The organism is Phaeovulum sp. (assembly GCF_030684035.1).
In the GTDB taxonomy this organism is placed as follows: Bacteria; Pseudomonadota; Alphaproteobacteria; order Rhodobacterales; family Rhodobacteraceae; genus UBA6213.
Genome location: NZ_JAUXPI010000021.1, coordinates 1 through 16488, shown reverse-complemented (window position 1 = coordinate 16488; position 16488 = coordinate 1). Strand labels below are relative to the sequence as shown.

Annotated in this window: 16 protein-coding genes and 1 pseudogene; 7 read left to right on the top strand and 10 right to left on the bottom strand. The window is 66.1% G+C overall.

Translation table 11 applies throughout. The annotated features are described in order from the left end of the window. The first annotated feature begins 1 nt into the window (after position 1). On the top strand, positions 2-1012 hold the full coding sequence (choV, locus tag Q8J98_RS05565) for a choline ABC transporter ATP-binding protein (RefSeq protein ID WP_305293504.1): 1011 nt from the start codon (positions 2-4) through the stop codon (positions 1010-1012). Positions 1013-1036: 24 nt separating this feature from the next. Here choV and Q8J98_RS05560 read toward each other — a convergent pair whose 3' ends face one another. Both Q8J98_RS05560 and Q8J98_RS05555 read right to left on the bottom strand, forming a co-directional pair. Further along, positions 1037-1957, bottom strand: a complete 921-nt coding sequence (locus tag Q8J98_RS05560) for a DMT family transporter (RefSeq protein ID WP_336623090.1) — start codon at positions 1955-1957, stop codon at positions 1037-1039. A 60-nt stretch (positions 1958-2017) separates the two neighbouring features. After that, a complete protein-coding gene (locus Q8J98_RS05555; RefSeq protein ID WP_305293503.1) occupies positions 2018-2614 on the bottom strand; it encodes a LysE/ArgO family amino acid transporter in 597 nt (198 codons plus the stop codon). Positions 2615-2856: 242 nt separating this feature from the next. On the opposite strand from Q8J98_RS05555, the gene Q8J98_RS05550 reads away from it, so the two are divergent. From Q8J98_RS05550 to Q8J98_RS05540, 3 genes are all read left to right on the top strand, one after another. Next, entirely contained in the window at positions 2857-3762 is a 906-nt protein-coding gene (locus tag Q8J98_RS05550) for a hypothetical protein (protein ID WP_305293502.1), read from the top strand. Between the two features lie 180 nt (positions 3763-3942). Beyond that, complete coding sequence (locus tag Q8J98_RS05545) at positions 3943-4851, top strand: hypothetical protein (RefSeq protein WP_305293501.1); 909 nt, start codon at positions 3943-3945, stop codon at positions 4849-4851. 161 nt (positions 4852-5012) lie between these two features. After that, positions 5013-5924 carry a hypothetical protein gene (locus Q8J98_RS05540; RefSeq protein WP_305293500.1) on the top strand — a complete coding sequence of 304 codons (912 nt, stop codon included), beginning with the start codon at positions 5013-5015 and terminating at the stop codon, positions 5922-5924. Positions 5925-5991: 67 nt separating this feature from the next. On the opposite strand, the gene Q8J98_RS05535 is transcribed toward Q8J98_RS05540, so the two are convergent. From Q8J98_RS05535 to Q8J98_RS05515, 5 genes are all read right to left on the bottom strand, one after another. After that, positions 5992-6732 (bottom strand): YebC/PmpR family DNA-binding transcriptional regulator, encoded by a 741-nt coding sequence (locus Q8J98_RS05535; protein WP_305184071.1) that lies wholly within the window; start codon positions 6730-6732, stop codon positions 5992-5994. Between the two features lie 92 nt (positions 6733-6824). Beyond that, positions 6825-8603 carry an SLC13 family permease gene (locus Q8J98_RS05530; RefSeq protein WP_305293499.1) on the bottom strand — a complete coding sequence of 593 codons (1779 nt, stop codon included), beginning with the start codon at positions 8601-8603 and terminating at the stop codon, positions 6825-6827. Positions 8604-8671: 68 nt separating this feature from the next. Beyond that, positions 8672-9592 (bottom strand): DMT family transporter, encoded by a 921-nt coding sequence (locus Q8J98_RS05525; RefSeq protein WP_305293498.1) that lies wholly within the window; start codon positions 9590-9592, stop codon positions 8672-8674. After that, positions 9589-10401: a TIGR00282 family metallophosphoesterase gene (locus Q8J98_RS05520; protein ID WP_305184074.1), complete on the bottom strand. Its 813-nt coding sequence runs from the start codon at positions 10399-10401 to the stop codon at positions 9589-9591. The genes Q8J98_RS05525 and Q8J98_RS05520 overlap by 4 nt, the downstream gene beginning before the upstream one ends. Positions 10402-10515: 114 nt before the next feature. Next, positions 10516-11070, bottom strand: coding sequence for a 5-formyltetrahydrofolate cyclo-ligase (locus Q8J98_RS05515; RefSeq protein ID WP_305293497.1), 555 nt, complete (start codon positions 11068-11070; stop codon positions 10516-10518). Between the two features lie 131 nt (positions 11071-11201). Between Q8J98_RS05515 and guaD the strand changes: the two genes are divergently transcribed. Then, positions 11202-12500, top strand: a complete 1299-nt coding sequence (guaD, locus tag Q8J98_RS05510; protein WP_305184076.1) for a guanine deaminase — start codon at positions 11202-11204, stop codon at positions 12498-12500. Positions 12501-12594: 94 nt separating this feature from the next. Here the strand turns inward: guaD and Q8J98_RS05505 are convergent, their stop codons facing one another. Then, the gene (locus tag Q8J98_RS05505; protein WP_305293496.1) at positions 12595-13407 is read right to left on the bottom strand and encodes an inositol monophosphatase family protein; all 813 of its coding nucleotides are present in this window, start codon (positions 13405-13407) and stop codon (positions 12595-12597) included. A gap of 62 nt (positions 13408-13469) precedes the next feature. Then, positions 13470-13832, bottom strand: a complete 363-nt coding sequence (locus Q8J98_RS05500; protein ID WP_305184078.1) for a helix-turn-helix domain-containing protein — start codon at positions 13830-13832, stop codon at positions 13470-13472. A 280-nt stretch (positions 13833-14112) separates the two neighbouring features. Between Q8J98_RS05500 and Q8J98_RS05495 the strand changes: the two genes are divergently transcribed. Next, positions 14113-15078 carry an NADPH:quinone oxidoreductase family protein gene (locus Q8J98_RS05495; protein WP_305293495.1) on the top strand — a complete coding sequence of 322 codons (966 nt, stop codon included), beginning with the start codon at positions 14113-14115 and terminating at the stop codon, positions 15076-15078. A gap of 102 nt (positions 15079-15180) precedes the next feature. Then, positions 15181-15951 (top strand): Bax inhibitor-1/YccA family protein, encoded by a 771-nt coding sequence (locus Q8J98_RS05490; protein WP_305293494.1) that lies wholly within the window; start codon positions 15181-15183, stop codon positions 15949-15951. A 51-nt stretch (positions 15952-16002) separates the two neighbouring features. Here the strand turns inward: Q8J98_RS05490 and Q8J98_RS05485 are convergent. Then, positions 16003-16344, bottom strand: a pseudogene (locus Q8J98_RS05485) (aldehyde dehydrogenase); the annotation flags it as partial. Positions 16345-16488 lie beyond the last annotated feature (144 nt).

Sequence of the window (16488 nt, the reverse complement as noted above, 5' to 3'; positions counted from 1 at the left end):
CATGCCCGTAGCAGTCGAATTCGACCGCGTCTCGATCGTCTTCGGAGAGCGCCCCGAGGCGGCGCTGCCGCTGATGGACCAGGGCCGCACGCGCGGCGAGATCAAGGAGGCGACCGGCCAGGTGCTGGGGGTGCACGACTGCACGCTGAGCGTTGCGACCGGCGAGATACTGGTGCTGATGGGGCTTTCGGGGTCCGGCAAATCGACGCTTCTGCGGGCGGTCAACGCGCTCAACCCGGTCTGTCGCGGCGAGGTGCGGATTTGGGATGGCGGCAGAATGGTTTCGGTCACCGGGGCCGATGCCGCGACTTTGCGCCGCCTGCGGCTGACGCGGGTGGCGATGGTGTTTCAGGCGTTCGGCCTGTTGCCCTGGCGCACGGTGCGCGAAAATGTCGGGCTGGGGCTTGAGCTGGCGCATATGCCGCTGCCCGAACGCCGTGCCCGGATCGATGCGCAACTGGCGCTGGTGGGGCTTTCCGACTGGGCCGAGCGCAAGGTGGGCGAATTGTCGGGCGGCATGCAGCAGCGCGTTGGCCTTGCCCGCGCCTTTGCCACCGAAGCCCCGATATTGCTGATGGACGAGCCGTTTTCGGCGCTGGATCCGTTGATCCGGGCAAGGTTGCAGGATGAGTTGCTGGAGTTGCAGGCGACGCTGAAGCGCACCATCATCTTCGTCAGCCACGACCTTGACGAAGCCTTCAAGCTCGGCAACCGCATCGCGCTCATGGAGGGCGGGCGGATCGTGCAACTGGGCACCGCGCGCGACATCATCGCCGCCCCCGCCGATGCCTATGTCGCCGATTTCGTCGCGCATATGAACCCTTTGGGCGTGCTGACCGCCGCCGACGTGGCGCTGCCCGGCTCGGTGCCCGGGGCCCCTGAAGTGGCGGCCGAGATGACCGTGCGCGCGGTCATGGCGGCGCTGGCAGAGGTGCCCGAGCTGAACTTGCAGGGCGGTGGCCGGATCAGCCGCGAAAGCGTGCTGGCGCGCCTCATCGACCCGCACAGCTAGGCGCACTGGCACCGCGCGCGGGGTTCAGACCGGGGGTACCGCCGGGGTGGTGCGCCGCTTGATCTTTGCCTCGCGCCAGGTGATGTAGCTGATCGCGCCGATGATGAGCGCGCCGCCCAGCATCACCATCGGGTCCACCGCCTCGCCGAACATCAGCGCGCCAAGCAGCGTCGCCCAGACCAGTTGCAGGAAGGTGACCGGCTGGGTGACGGTCAGCGGCGCGCAGGCGAAAGCGCGGGTCATGCAGTAATGCCCGGCGGTGGCAAAAACCGCGACAAGGCCCAGCCAGGCCACCTGCACCAGACTGACCGGCACCCAGACCCAGAGCGCGAACGGCGCAAGCCCGATGGTCACGGTCAGCGCCATCATCGCCACCACCGCACCCGCCGGGGCAATTTCGGAAAGCCGCTTGGCGATCAGGTAGGAAAGCCCGAAGAACAGCGCGGCAAAAAGCTGCGACCAGTGGCCCGGTTCGATCTCGCGCAGGCCGGGGCGCAGCACGATCAGCGCCCCGCCGATCGCCACGCCGATCGCAAGTATCCGCCGCGCCGCCAGCCGCTCGCCAAAGAATAGCGCCGCGCCGATGGTGACGACAACCGGGTTGAGGTAGCCGATGGCGGTCACTTCCGCCACCGGAATGCGCGCCATCGCGTAGAACCACAAGATCACCGCCACCGTATGCAGCGCGCCGCGCGCCGCGAAAAGCCGCAGCGCACCGGGGGCGAAGCCGCGTTGCAGGGTCAACCCCAGTGTCGGTGCCAGAAACGCAACGCCGAAGGCAAAGCGGATGAAGGCGCTCTGTGCTGCGGGCAGCTCTGGCCCGAGGTAGCGCACGATGCCGGTGACCGCGACAAAGTTGAGCCCGGTGACAAGCATCCAGAGCACCCCGGCAACCGGCCTGTCGGGGCGGCGCGTGGCCTTTGCGGTGGCGGCGATGGCGTTCATGGCGGCGAGATCACCGCATCGGCGCACGGGGCGCAAGGGCGCGTTTGTGCCGGGTACAACTCAGCCGAACGCCAGTTCGGCGGCGATGCTCCACATCACCACGCCGACCAGCAGATCGAGCACCACCCAGGCGCGCGGCTGCGCAAAGATCGGGGCCAGCAACCGCGCGCCATAGGCGAGGGCGAAGAAGAACAGGAACGAAGCGCTGATGGCACCCGCCGCGAACGCCTTTCCCTGCCCCGGATATTGCGCCGAGACCGCGCCAAGAAGCACCACCGTATCCAGCCAGACATGCGGGTTGGCCCAGGTCAGCGCGGCGATGGTGGCAAGTGTCGCGGCAAGGCTCGCGGCCCCCCCCGCAGCCACGAGCCCCGAGCCGCCGCGCCAGGCCGCCAGAAAGGCGCGGGCACCGTACCAGACCAGAAAGGCGACCCCGCCCCAGCGCAGGCCGGGGCCTAGCCAGGGGGCCGCCTCGGCGGCCAGCGCAAAGCCCGAAACCCCAAGCGCGATCAGCGCGGCATCGGAGACGGCGCAAAAGAAGGCCACCGCGAACACATGTTCACGCCTGAGCCCCTGGCGCAGCACAAAGGCGTTTTGCGCGCCAATTGCCACTATCAGCCCAAGCCCGAGCCGCAAGCCCGCCCAGAATGCCACCATTTCCGCCCCCACTCCGCGCCAGACGGCTTAGCCTGTCGGCTTGCCCGGCACCAGCCCCGCACCGCGCACCTGGCTTTCGGCAATCGGAATCTGGCCCCGGCACCCGCCCCCGTCAAAGCCCGGTGCAGGCGCGCAACACCGGCGCATTTCATGGCCTCGCCCGCCGATGCATCCGGTGCAACTTCCGCCAGCGCGTGCTAGGCTACCGATGGTTTCAAAGCGATGCGGGACGGGGGACGATCATGAAAACAATGGCAGTAGCGGCGCTTGCGGTACTGGCGGGTTCGGGCGCGGCCTTCAGCCAGGGTGTCGGCAGCTCGCCGGTCTATGCGAACGGCATGATCCAGTATGAATATCTCGGCCAAGGCGGCGATTGGGTCGATTTTGGCTATGGCGATCTCGCGCTCGGCCTGCGCGGGAACCTTGGCAACAAAACGGTCGGGCTGGAGCTTGGCGTGGTGGCCATCGGTTCCAGCGAAGGCAGTTTCAGCCGCTCGGCACTGTTCCCCACCGTCTGGGTCGAGACCTCGTTCGGCAAGTTCTCGGCGGGCGTGCCGCGTTCGGCCATGGCCAGCCGGATCAAGGTGCCGACCATCGCGGGCACCTACTATTTCACCGACTTCTACCAGCTTGCATTCAACTTCACCGACATGGCGTTGCTGCAAGGCGGGGTGGATTCCTACGGGGTTCGCTACGACGGCGCGTTTGGCGGCTTTGATGTCGGCCTGTCGGCACACCATTTGTCAAGCGGCTCGGGCAGCGGAACCTCGATCACCGGTTTTGTCGGCCGCGATTATGGCGCGCTCGATTTCGCCGTGGGTTTCGAGCATCTGCAAGGCGATAGCAGCAGCGAAACCACCTACACCGCAACGCTCGGCTATGACGTGGGGCTCTATGGTGCGCGCCTGACCCTTGGCGACAGCTTCATGATGGCCGACAGCGCCTATTCGCTCGAAGCCTTCTACCGGCCGCTCGACTGGCTGAAAGTCAAAGCATCCTACGGCAACTATGCGGGCAGTTCGATTTACGGTGTCAACGCAGAAGCCAGTTTCCTGAAAAACGGCTATGTCGGCGTCGGCTATTTCGACAGCCCGGACTTCGGCGAAGGCTTCGCTACCGCCTATGCCGGCTGGAAGCTGAACTACTGAGCCTTGCCGAAGCAAAAGCTGGGGGCCGCGCCATCGCGGCCCTTCGGCTTGGTCCGTTTACCAGGCAAAAAAACCACACTTCGGTGCGTTTTCTCAATGATTGTAGCAAGGCGGGTGATCGTGCGCGCCGTGGATGCTAGATTTTCAGGAATGCGGCATCTGACCCCGGAGAATCGACACATGAAACGCGCGGCACTCATTCTCACCATGCTTCTGGCGGGCGCGGGCGCGGTTTCGGCTCAGGTCGGCAGCTCGTCCTTCTACAGCAACGGGTCGTTGCAATACGAGTATCTCGGTAACGCCAGTGGCGCTTCCCAGACCTTTGCCACCGCCGATTTCAACGTGGGTATGGGCTTTGGCGGGATCAGCAGCGCACCGATGGGATTCGAGCTTGGTGTGTTCAGCTTTGCCGGCGACAGCGGCGAACGATACGTGCTTTTCCCGACGCTCTGGATGGACAGCGCCTATGGCCGCTTTTCGGTCGGCGCGCCGCGCTCGGCGCTCGGCAGCGCCCTCAGTTTTCCGAATATCGGCGGCTCCAGCATCCTGTCGCTCGAGTTGAGATCGATTGCCAACCTAACCGACTTCGTGGTTCTCGATGAATCTGACGTTCGCAGTTTTGGCGCGCGGTTCGATGGCGCTGTCGGCAGCCTCGATGCCGGGCTTTCAGTGCACGGGTTCACTGGCAGCGGTGAAGGCGATTATTCCGTTACCGGCGTTGTCGGGCGCGATTATGGCGCGTTTGAATTCGCGGTCGGATTCGAGGCTTTTGGCGGCGAAACCACACCGATCCAGTCCTACATCGGCCGGATCGGTTATGACGTCCGGCGCTACGGCGCGCATCTGACGGTCGCCCAGAGCAGCCGCGTTTCTGAAACCATCGCCATTGCCGATGCCTTCTATCGCCCGCTCGATTGGCTGAGGCTCGAGGCGAGCTATGCCTCCGTAGGCGGCACCTTCAACATCTATGGTGTCAGTGCCGAAGCCAGCTTCCTCAACAACGGCTTTGCCGGTATCGGCTATCTTGGCAGCGACGGGTCAATCGACCCTGTATATACCGCCTATGTCGGCTGGAAACTGAACTACTGAGCCTTGCCGCAGAAAATGCCAAGCTCCGCGCCATCGCGGCCCTTGGCAGGAATGCAACAACCCGCCCGTGATCGCGTGAAGCGGCACAGAAAACCGCTGCCCTTGGCGCGATGTGGTGTTATCTGGACTCAATGCGACATTTAGTCACGGAGATTCAGGTCATGAACCGCACGGCAACCGCCATTGCAATCCTGATCGCGGGGGCAGCCGCTGCTTCGGCGCAATCGAACAACCTCTACACAAGCGGCTCGATCCAGTACGATTACCTCAGCAGCAATGGTAGCGACGTCAGCTTTGCCTATGCCGATTTTGCCGTGGGCTTCGGCTTTGGCGGCGGCAGCAGCCTGCCGATGGGCTTCGAGCTTGGCGTGCTGGGCATCGCCTCCGATAGCGGCGGGCCTTTCGACAGCCGCGCCGCACTGTTCCCGACCTTCTGGGTTGACACGGCAATGGGCCGCTTCTCGGTCGGTGCGCCGCGCTCTGCTGTTAGCAGCGCCATCCAGATACCGCGTTTCGGCGGCTCCAGATATGTTTCGCTGATGCTTTCCAGCGTGGTTGGCGTAACCGATTTCGTGCAGTTGGTTGGCGAAGCGCATAGCTACGGCGCGCGCTTTGATGGCTCCATCGGCGGCTTTGACACCGGGCTTTCGGTGCATCAATTCACCGGAGGGGCAAGCGACGCGACTTCGGTAACCGGCTATTTCGGCCGCGATTACGGCGCGCTCGATTTTGCCCTCGGCTTCGAAGCGATCAATACCGGGTCGTCCGACTTCCAGACCTACGTTGCGCAGGTCGGTTATGATGCCGGCCAGTTCGGCGGACACCTCACCTTGGCCGACAGCAGCAGTTCGTCGGAAGTTATCGTGATGGTTGACGCCTTCTACAAACCGATCGACTGGCTGACGCTCAATGCAGGCTACCTTGGCACCGGCAGCTCCAGCGAACTCTACTCGGTCAACGCCGAGGCCAGCTTCATGAAAAACGGCTACGCCGGTATCGGTTATATTGACAGCCTTGGCGGCGGCGGCAACGGCATTACCACCGCCTATGTCGGCTGGAAGCTGAACTACTGAGCCTTGCCGCAGAAAATGCAAAGGGCCGCGCCATCCCGCGCGGCCCTTTCGTTTGCTGCCCGCCGCCTCAAAGCCTGGCGGCAATTTCCTCGGGAATGTCGAAATTGCCGGTGACGTTCTGCACGTCGTCGTCATCTTCCAGCATCTCGACCAGTTTCATCAGCCGCTCGGCGGTCTCGAAATCGACCACCGTCAGGTTTTGCGGCTTCCAGATCAGCTTGGCGGTCTCGCTTTCGCCCAGCGCCGCTTCAAGCACCGTGGTCACCTCGTTCAACGCATCCTGCGCGCAGGTGATCCAGTGGCCTTCCTCGTCGCTCTCCACATCGTCGGCACCGGCATCCAGCGCCGCCAGCATCAGCGTATCGGCGTCGCCCGCTGAAAGCGGATACATGATCTCGCCCACCCTGTCGAACATGAAGGCAACCGATCCGGTTTCGCCAAGGTTGCCGCCGCATTTGGTGAAATAGCTGCGCACATTCGAGGCGGTGCGGTTGCGGTTGTCGGTCATCGCCTCGACGATAATGGCAATGCCGTTCGGCCCATAGCCCTCGTAGCGGATCTCGTCATAGGTTTCGGCGTCGCCGCCGATGCTTTTCTTGATCGCGCGGTCGATCACGTCTTTCGGCATCGACACCGCCTTGGCCTCCTTCACCGCCAGCCGCAGGCGCGGGTTCTTGGCGGGGTCGGCATCGCCCATTTTCGCCGCCACGGTGATTTCCTTGGCGAGCTTGGAAAACACCTTGGCGCGGATCTTGTCCTGCTTGCCCTTGCGGTGCTGGATGTTTGCCCATTTCGAATGGCCTGACACTTGGCTGCTCCGTCGTTTGTCATGTCCGGTTGGCCCGGTCCGGCGCCTCTATAAGCCAGCCATGCGTGGGGCCGCAAGCCACCCGCTGCGCCTCAAAGCGGCCAGATCAGCGGAATAACCAGGCTTGCCACCAATGCCAACACGATGTTGAGCGGTATCCCGACCTTCAGGTAATCGGTAAAGCGGTAGCCACCGGGGCCATAGACCATGGTATTCGTCTGATAGCCGATCGGGGTTGCAAACGAGGCCGAGGCGGCAAACATCACCGCCACCACAAACGGGCGCGGGTTGTAGCCAAGCGCCGCCGCAAGGCCGATGACGATCGGGGTCAGGATCACCGCAACCGCATTGTTGGTAACCACCTCGGTCAACACCGAACCCAGCGCATAGACGGCAAGAATGATCAGCACCGGCGGCAGCCCCATCAGCAGCGGGGCCACAGCATCGACGACCAGTCTGACCGCGCCGGAATGGTCAAGCGCCGCACCCATGATGAGCATGGCATAGATCAGCGCCAGCAGCCGCCCTTCGATGAAGGAAAACGCCTCGTCCGGGTCGATGGTTCGGGTCACCAGCACCACCCCGACCGCAATCGCGGCAAGCAGCAGGATCGGGGCGACGTTCAACGCCGAAAGCGCGACCACCGCCACCAGTGCGCCGACCGCAATCGGTGCCTTGGCGCGGCGGAATGGCTGCACCCGGGGCCGCGAGACATCGACCAGATCCATGTCGGCGGCCAGCCGGGCGATATCGTCAGGCGCGCCCTCCAGCAACAACGTATCGCCCACCACCACCACCAGATCGTCAAGCTTGCGGCCGATATTCTGGTTGCGCCGGTGCGCGGCCAGCACATAAACGCCATAGCGGCGACGCAGGCGCAATTCGCCAAGGCTGCGCCCGATCATCCGGCAGCCGGGAGAGATCAGCACCTCGACGGTGTCGGTCTGCACCGAACTCAGCTTGTCCACCATCCGCAGGTTCGGGTTCTGCTGCATGCCAAGAACTTCGGCCATGTCGGTGCGCAGCACCACCCGGTCACCCGCCGCCAGCTCCACCCCCGCCATGTCGCGCCGAAGGCTCGCATCGCCGCGCAGCACGTCGATCACCCGCACGCCATCGCGCTTGAACAGATCGATCTCGTTGACGTTCTGCCCGATCAGCCCCGACCCCTCCGGCAGCGCCACCTCGGTGAAGAACTTCTGCCGCCGCCGGTCGCCCAGCAACATCCCCATCGACGAGCGGTTGGGCAAGAGGTGCCGCCCGATCAGCCCCATGTAAAGCCCGCCCACCAGCACCATGATCACCCCCATGCCGGTGATCTCGAACATCGAAAACGGCTCCAGCCCGCGCTCGCGCGCCACGCCATCGACAAGAATGTTGGTCGAGGTGCCGATCAGCGTGACCGTGCCACCAAGAATTGCAGCATAGGAAAGCGGAATCAGCAGCTTGGAGGCCGAAACGCCAAGCTTGCGGGCAAGCGTCATCATCACCGGGATCATCATCACCACAACCGGCGTGTTGTTCATGAACGCCGAAGATGCGGCGATAAGCCCGAATATGATGACCAGCGTCACCGCCGGGCGGTGGTCGATCTGCGCCTCGGCCTGCCGGGTCAGCCAGTCAAGCGCGCCGGTGCGCACCAGACTGCCCATGATCAGGAACATCATGATGATCGTCCATGGTGCCGAGTTCGACAGCACCTTGACCGCCGCGTCATAGGGCACGATGCCAAGCGTCAACACCGCCGCCGCGCCGCCGATTGCCACCACCTCGCTCGGCCAGCGTTCGCGGGTGAACAGAAACAGCATGATCCCGACCACTGTCAGCGTCAGGATCGCCTCAACGTTCTGCGGCAGGGCCAGGTCGAACATGCAGTCTCCGCGGTCATTCGGGCGCGACTATAGCGGCGCAAGGCGCGGGCACAAGCGCGCTGGAAGACTCAGCCTGCGGCCTCGTCGGCGGCGCGATGCAGCACCGCGCGCGGCTGAACCAGCGCGAGGCCAACAAAGATCACCACCATCGCCGCCCAGAACCAGGGCGAGAACCGCTCGCCCAGAAGCAGCATCGCCCAGAACACACCGAAGCCGGTGACCAGGTAGCTGACCTGCGAGGCAAACACCGCCCCGGCGCGGCCCACCAGCCAGAGGTAGCCCACATAGGAGCCGACATTGAGCATGCCCCCCGCCAGCACCGCCCAGGTGCCCGGCCCCCAGTCGGTGACCGGGTTGATGAACACGCCGCGTGCCAGCGCCAGCGGTGCCGAAACCAGTGCGGTCAGCGTAACCGCCCCGGCAACCAGTTGCACCGGGTTCAGCCCCGCCGTGCCCCAGCGCGCGATGCCGTTGGCTTCAAGCGCGTAAAACACCGTGCCGATCAGCGCCACCAGCACCCAGGGCACCATGCTGCGGTCAGGCAGCGCGTTTCCCGGCAGCACGATCAGCGCCACCCCCGCCGCCCCGGCAACAAGCCCCAGCAGGCGGCCGGGGCTGGCGTGATCGGTGCGCATCATCAGCGCCATCGGCAGCGCCGCCATCGGAATGAACGAAAGGCACAGCGCCGACACCCCCGAGGGCAGGAACCGTTGCGCGGTGAAACCGGCGTAGTTGGGCACCAGCGTGCCCGCCAGCGAGATGAAGGCATAAAGCGCCAGCGCGCGCCGGTGGAGCGGCAAGCCGCCGCGCACCAGCACCCAGGGCAACAGCAGCACGGCGGCAATGCACGACTGCCAGAAGATGATGCCAAAGTCGCGCAGGCCCGCAGTGACCGCGATCTTGGTCAACGGCAGGCCAAGGCCCCAGCTCGCGCCAAGCACCACCAGCAACCCGAACAGCACGGCCTTGCCACCCTTTTGCAGGCTCACGGTGCCGCCTGTGCCAGCCGCCCGCCCACCCGGATCGGCAGGATCCGGGTGGCCTTGCCGTTGCGATCATCGATCTCGACATAGACGCCGGAAAGCGTCGCCTCGCCTTCGGCGGGGGTGAAGCGTTCCTTGCCCATGCCGGTGATGAAGCGGCGCATCGGCTCGGCCTTGTCCATGCCGATCACCGAATTGTAGTCGCCGCACATGCCCGCGTCGCTCTGGTAGGCGGTGCCGCCGGCAAGGATCATCGCATCCGCCGTTGGCACATGGGTATGGGTGCCGACCACCAGGCTTGCGCGGCCATCGCACCAATGCCCCATCGCCATCTTTTCCGAGGTGGCCTCGCAATGCATGTCCACCACCGTGGCCTGCGCCATGCCGCCCAGCGGATGCGCGCGCAAGACCGCGTCGATCGCCGAAAACGGATCGTCGAAGGGCCGCTTCATGAACACCTGCCCCAGCACCTGCGCCACCAGCACCTTGCGCCCGCGCCGGTCGAGATAGACCCGTGCGCCCTTGCCGGGGGCCTCGCGCGCGTAGTTGAGCGGCCGCAGGATGCGCGGCTCTGCCTCGACGAAGCGCAGCATGTCCTTCTGGTCGAAGGCATGATCGCCCAGCGTCAGGCAATCGGCCCCGGCAGCCAGCAGCGCCTTGGCATGCTCGGGCGTCAGCCCGGCACCCGCAGAGGCGTTCTCGCCATTGACCACGACGAAATCGAGCCCCCAGTCGGCGCGAAGCCCCGGCAGCCGCGCCGCCACCGCCGCGCGCCCCGCGCGCCCCATCACATCGCCCAGAAACAGCATCTTCATGCCGCAAGCGTTAGGCGGCGGGCAGCAAAAGGGCAAGCCCTCCTGCTGCGGGCAGGGCAAGCTGAAGCCGGGGGCGCTGCCCCCGGACCCCCGGGATATTTGGCCTGAAGCAGTTCAGAACGGGCCAAGCACGGCTTCGTCGGTGACGATCAGATCAAGCCGCGCGTCGGTGGCCTCGGTCGGCACCTCGGCCACCGCCTGCGCCGCGAAGGCGAAGCCGATGGCAGTGAGCGCGCCCTGCGCGCGCAGCACGGCGAGCGTGCGGTCGTAATAGCCGCCGCCGTAGCCAAGTCGGTAGCCACGCGGGTCAAATGCCAGCAGCGGCACGATCAACACCCGTGGCACCAGCCAGGCACCCGACTCGGGGACCAGTGCCCCAAAGGGGCCGCGCTGCATCGCCACGCCGGGTGCCCAGGCGCGAAAGGCCAGCGGCTGGCCGCGGCCCTTGATCACCGGCACTGCCACCGGCCCCCGATGCGCTGCCATTACCGCCAGCGGGTCGATCTCGCTCCGCATCGGCATGTAGCCTGCAAGCACCTGCCCGGCAAAGGGCGCGAGCTCGGCACCAAGCCGCGCCGCCGCATCGCCCTGCCCGCGCGCATGGGCAGCGGCGCGCAGCGCCTCTGCCCGCCCCCGCGCCTCGGCCTTCCTCTCAGCAATCTCGCCCACCTGCCCGCTCCGCCTTGCCCGGCGCCAGCCTAGCCCGGCCACCGCACCCGCAACAAGGGCTTGCCGGTGGACCGCGGCGAAGCGAGGCCCTAGCATGGGCTCCGATGGAACCGGTCGGGGGAAGGTGGCGGATGGCGGATTTGCTCGTCGGACAGGTGCTGAGCTTTGCCGCCGACCCCTTCGCCGAAGGGCCGGGGGCGGCGCGCATCTGGGAACGGGGCGGGGTGCTGGTCGAAGCCGGGCGGATTGCCGCGCTGGGCGATGCCGCCAGCCTCGCTGCCGCGCACCCCGATGCCACCCGGCACGATTACGGCGCGGCGCTGATCAGCGCCGGCTTCATCGATGCGCATATGCACTATCCGCAGACCGCGATCATCGCCAGCTGGGGCAAGCGGCTGATCGACTGGCTCGCCACCTACACCTTCCCCGAAGAGGCGCGCTTTGCCGACCCCGCCTATTGCGCCGAAATCGCCGGGCGCTACCTCGATATGGCGCTGGCGCAGGGCACCACCTCGATGTGCAGCTTTGCCACCATCCACCCGGCCAGCGTCGATGCCTTTTTCACCGCCGCCGAGGCGCGGCAGATGCGGGTGCTGGCGGGCAAGACCTGCATGGACCGCAACGCCCCCGCCGATCTGCGCGACACCGCCGAGGCCGCCTATGACCAGAGCCGCGCGCTGTTGCAGCGCTGGCATGGGGTCGGGCGCGCGCGCTATGTCATCACCCCGCGCTTTGCCCCCACCTCGTCGCCCGCGCAACTGGCGGCGCTCGGCGCGCTCTGGGCCGAGCACCCGGACTGCCTGATGCAAACCCACCTGAGCGAGCAGACCGACGAGGTTGCCTGGGTGGCGGCGCTTTATCCCAAGGCGCGTGACTACCTCGACGTCTATGAAAGCGCAGGCCTGCTCGGGCCGAACGCCATCTTCGGCCACGCCATCCACCTCACCACGCGCGAGCGCGCGCGCCTCGCCGAAGTCGGGGCCGCAGTGGCGCATTGCCCGACCTCGAACAGTTTCATCGGCTCGGGCCTTTTCGACATGGCCGGGCTGAAGCGCGACGGGCTGCGGGTGGGGCTTGCCACCGATACCGGGGGCGGTTCGTCATTCTCGATGCTGCGCACCATGGCGGCAGCCTACGAGATCGCGCAACTGCGCCACGTCGCGCTGCACCCGTCGCAACTGATCTGGCTGGCCACCGCAGGCTCGGCCGCAGCGCTTGGCCTTGGCCAGCGCATCGGCAGCCTCCTGCCGGGGCACGAGGCAGACCTGGTGGTGCTCGACCTCGCCTCGACCCCGGCCATCGCACAGCGCAGCGCCCGCGCAAACGACCTTTGGGAGGCGCTGTTTCCCACCATCATGATGGGCGACGACCGCGCCATCCGCGCCACCTGGGTGAACGGGCGGCTGGCACATGCCCGGGCCCTGGCCTGACCGACTGCAGACCTTTGTTGCCAAGAATTCACGGGGGGGGAGGAGTCCGCAAGGCCTCAAGGGGGGGCAGCGCGCCCTGGCCCCGCGCGCTGGCTCAGCCGTTCAGCAGCGCCAGTGCTGCGGCGTGGATCTCGGCATTGGCGGCGGCAATGATCCGCCCGCCTGCCGCCGCCGGGCCGCCCTGCCAGTCGCTGACAATGCCGCCCGCCGCCTCGATCACCGCAATCGGTGCCGCCACGTCATAGGGTTGCAGCCCCGCCTCGACTACAAGGTCGATCTGCCCGGCGGCGACCAGTGCATAGGCGTAGCAATCCATGCCGTAGCGCACCAGGCGGACCTGCCCCGCCAGCCGCGCGAAGGCGGCGGCTTCCTCAGGCGTGCCGACCTCGGGAAAGGTGCTGAACAGGATCGCCTGCGCCAGCGGCCGCGGCGGGCGGGCGGCAAGCGGCTTGCGCCCCATCGGCCCGATCACCTCGGCAACGCCGAACCCCCCGGCAAAACGCTCGCCGATATAGGGCTGGTCGATCAGCCCGTAAAGCGGCCCGGCGGTGCCGGAAACCGCCACCAGCACGCCCCAGGTCGGGGTGCCCGAAAGGTAGCCGCGGGTGCCGTCGATCGGATCAAGCACCCAGGTCAACCCGCTGGTGCCCGCGCGGTTGCCGAACTCCTCGCCCAGAATCGCGTCCTGCGGGCGGCGCAGCGCCAGAATCGCCCGCATCGCGCGCTCGGCGGCGCGATCCGCCACCGTAACCGGGTCAAAGCGCAGGCTTTCCTTGCTTTCGGTGCCCAAGTCCTCGGCGCGAAAATGCGCCAGCGTCTCGCGCCGCGCGGCATCGGCAAGCGCCCCTGCCACCGCCATCAACTCGTGCCGCGTCGCTTCGCTCAACTGCCCCAACGCTTTGCCCATGCCCGCCCCCTGCCTGTTCGGCGGCAGCGGTAGCGGCGACGCGCGCCGGGGTCAACAGGCTATCACGCCGCGTGCGACAGCGCCTTGGCAAGGTCGAACAACCGCCGCCGCTGCGCCTCGGGAATCGCGTAATAGGAGCGCACCAGCTGCAGTGCCTCCTTGTCGGCCATCAGATCGACGGTCGCCTGATCGGGCCGGGCTTCGGCCTCGTCGAGACCCTCGAAAAAGAACGAAATCTGCACCCCTACCGCATCCGCGATATCCCAGAGCCGCGACGCCGAGACCCGATTCATGCCGGTTTCATACTTCTGGATCTGCTGGAACTTGATCCCGACCTGATCGGCCAATTGCTGCTGCGTCATGCCGATGAGCCACCGCCGCTGACGGATTCTTTTGCCGACGTGTACATCTACCGGATGTTTCATTCGCTACTCCTGGGTTACATCGGCCATCATCGCCAAATTCCCCCGGGTTTCCAGCTAACATCGGAATTTTCCGGGCAAACCTGTCCAAAAAGACAGGTGCACGACACCCTTTTTGCGCGAGTCACCGCGCCAGACTGCGCCGGATTGTCGCATTTTGTGGGCGCGAGCCGAGAATCACCCGCTCGCCTTCAGCGTGTTTCAGCCGCACCCGCAAAGTTTCCGCGACGGCAACTGGTAACCCGGGCAGCGCTGCGCTAGCTTGCGCCGAGGAGAATTGACCATGCGTGCTTTCCAGATCGGATCGTCAGGCGCGGCACCCGCGCTTGTCACCCTGCCGCTGCCAAACCCCGGCCCCGGCGAGGTGCGGTTGCGGATCGCCGCTTGCGGGCTCAACTTTGCCGACCTGCTGATGATCGACGGCAAGTATCAGGAACGCCCCGCCCCACCATACACGCTCGGCATGGAACTGGCGGGCACGGTCGATGCGCTCGGTTCCGGGGTCAGCGCCCCGGCGCTGGGCGCGCGGGTGGCGGTGTTCGCCGGGCATGGCGGGCTGGCCGAAGCGGGCTGCTTTGATGCAAGCCGCTGCCTCGCGCTGCCCGCGACGATGAGCTTTGCCGAGGCGGCGGCCTTTCAGATTGCCTATGGTACCTCGCATCTGGCGCTCAGCCACCGCGCCAGGCTGCAACCCGGCGAGCGCCTGCTGGTGCTTGGTGCCGCGGGCGGTGTCGGGCTGAGCGCGGTCGAGATCGGCAAGGCGATGGGTGCGCAGGTCATTGCGGTTGCACGCGGCGCGGCGCGGCTTGCGGTCGCCGAGGTGGCAGGGGCCACGCATCTGCTCGACAGCGAGGCGGGCGGGCTCAAGGCGGCGGTACGCGCGCTCGGCGGTGCCGATGTGGTTTATGACGCGGTCGGCGGCGATCTGGCGCGCGCCGCCCTTGCCGCCACCAACCCCGGCGGGCGCTATCTGCTGATCGGCTTCGCCTCGGGCCAGGTGCCGGATTTTCCGGCCAATCACCTCTTGGTCAAGAACATCGCGCTGCACGGCTTTTTCTGGGGCGGCTATCAGCGGCTGGCCCCCGAGCTTGCCGCCTTCAGCTTGCAAACCCTGTTCCAATGGCATGCCAAGGGTCATCTGCGCCCGCATATCGGTGCCAGCCTGCCGCTGTCGCGCGCCGCCGAGGCGCTGGCGCTGCTGCGTGACCGCGCCAGCACCGGAAAGGTTGTGGTCACGATGTCCGACTGATCCGGGCAAAACGCTTGAATTCGGCGCGCGTCACCCCGATATTGATCCGAACGGTGCCTGCGCCCTGCAGACGCCGCACTGCTTGACCCTTTGGAGGCTTCAATGGCTGACTACCGCACTCTCCGCACCGCCCAGGCCGGTGCCCGGACCCTGCAGATCGACGAGGGTCTGCGGGCCTACATGAACCGCGTCTATGGCCTGATGTCCGTAGCCATGCTGATCACCGCCGGGGCCGCCTGGCTGATGGCGACACTGGCGCTTTCGGCCGACCCGACCCCCTACCAGATCGGCACCAACACCTACCTGACCGAATTCGGCAAGACGCTCTACCTCTCGCCGCTGAAATGGGTGGTGATGTTCGCGCCCCTTGCCGTGGTCTTCGCCTTCGGCTCGCTGATGGGCCGGATGAGCCTTGCCACCGCACAACTGGTGTTCTGGGGCTTTGCCGCGCTGATGGGCGTCTCGATCAGCTGGATCTTCGCGGTCTATACCAGCTTCTCGATCGTGCAGACCTTCCTGATCACCGCGATCTCCTTCGCCGGTCTCTCGCTTTACGGCTACACCACCAAGCGCGACCTTTCGGGCATGGGTTCGTTCCTGATTATGGGCCTGATCGGGCTGATCGTGGCGATGCTGGTCAACCTGTTCCTGCAAAGCTCGGCCATGCAGTTCGCCATTTCGGTGATCGGCGTGCTGATCTTCGCGGGCCTGACCGCCTTCGACACGCAGAACATCAAGAACACCTACCTGCAAATGGCGCAGTCCGACAGCGAGTTTGTCGGCAAGGCGGCGATCATGGGCGCGCTGCGGCTTTACCTCGACTTCCTCAACCTGTTCATGTTCCTGCTGCAATTCCTCGGCAACCGCAACTGAGCAGAGCCTGGGCGAAACCGCAAAACCCCGCCCCTCACCCGGGCGGGGTTTTCATTTGACCCGCATCGCCACATCCAGCATCCGGTTGGCAAAACCCCATTCGTTGTCATACCAGCCGAACACCCGCAGCAACCCCTGCGGCGTGACCCGGGTTTGCGGGGTTGCCATGACAATGCTCTCGGGCCGCGCCCGCAGGTCTGACGACACCAGCGGCAGATCGGTCACGCCAATCACCCCGCCCGCAGCACCCAGCGCCGCGTTGACCGCCGCGGCCGTCGCTGGCCGCGCCGTCACCACCGCCAGATCAATCGCCGAAACCGAGGCCACCGGCACCCGCACCGCCGAAGCCTGCACCCGCCCCGCAAGCGCCGGCAGAACCGCATCAAGCAGCCGCTCAGGGTAGTGCCCCATTTGGTGGTGTATGAGCGCCAACCCTCGGAGAGGCTCGGTCTCGATCAGGCGGCCACGGCGGGCAGCCTATGGTTGGGAGTATCCGTGATGCGGGCGAGGGATTCCAGCCCCATGTAGCGCCGCGCC

Coding starts and splice junctions, on each gene's coding strand:
- Q8J98_RS05495 (WP_305293495.1), top strand. CDS start 14,113: ATGCGTGCTTTCCAGATCGGATCGTCAGGCGCGGCACCCGCGCTTGTC.
- Q8J98_RS05520 (WP_305184074.1), bottom strand. CDS start 10,401: ATGAAGATGCTGTTTCTGGGCGATGTGATGGGGCGCGCGGGGCGCGCG.
- Q8J98_RS05545 (WP_305293501.1), top strand. CDS start 3,943: ATGAAACGCGCGGCACTCATTCTCACCATGCTTCTGGCGGGCGCGGGC.
- choV (WP_305293504.1), top strand. CDS start 2: ATGCCCGTAGCAGTCGAATTCGACCGCGTCTCGATCGTCTTCGGAGAG.
- Q8J98_RS05490 (WP_305293494.1), top strand. CDS start 15,181: ATGGCTGACTACCGCACTCTCCGCACCGCCCAGGCCGGTGCCCGGACC.
- Q8J98_RS05540 (WP_305293500.1), top strand. CDS start 5,013: ATGAACCGCACGGCAACCGCCATTGCAATCCTGATCGCGGGGGCAGCC.
- Q8J98_RS05530 (WP_305293499.1), bottom strand. CDS start 8,603: ATGTTCGACCTGGCCCTGCCGCAGAACGTTGAGGCGATCCTGACGCTG.
- Q8J98_RS05505 (WP_305293496.1), bottom strand. CDS start 13,407: ATGGGCAAAGCGTTGGGGCAGTTGAGCGAAGCGACGCGGCACGAGTTG.
- Q8J98_RS05555 (WP_305293503.1), bottom strand. CDS start 2,614: ATGGTGGCATTCTGGGCGGGCTTGCGGCTCGGGCTTGGGCTGATAGTG.
- Q8J98_RS05560 (WP_336623090.1), bottom strand. CDS start 1,957: ATGAACGCCATCGCCGCCACCGCAAAGGCCACGCGCCGCCCCGACAGG.
- guaD (WP_305184076.1), top strand. CDS start 11,202: ATGGCGGATTTGCTCGTCGGACAGGTGCTGAGCTTTGCCGCCGACCCC.
- Q8J98_RS05550 (WP_305293502.1), top strand. CDS start 2,857: ATGAAAACAATGGCAGTAGCGGCGCTTGCGGTACTGGCGGGTTCGGGC.
- Q8J98_RS05500 (WP_305184078.1), bottom strand. CDS start 13,832: ATGAAACATCCGGTAGATGTACACGTCGGCAAAAGAATCCGTCAGCGG.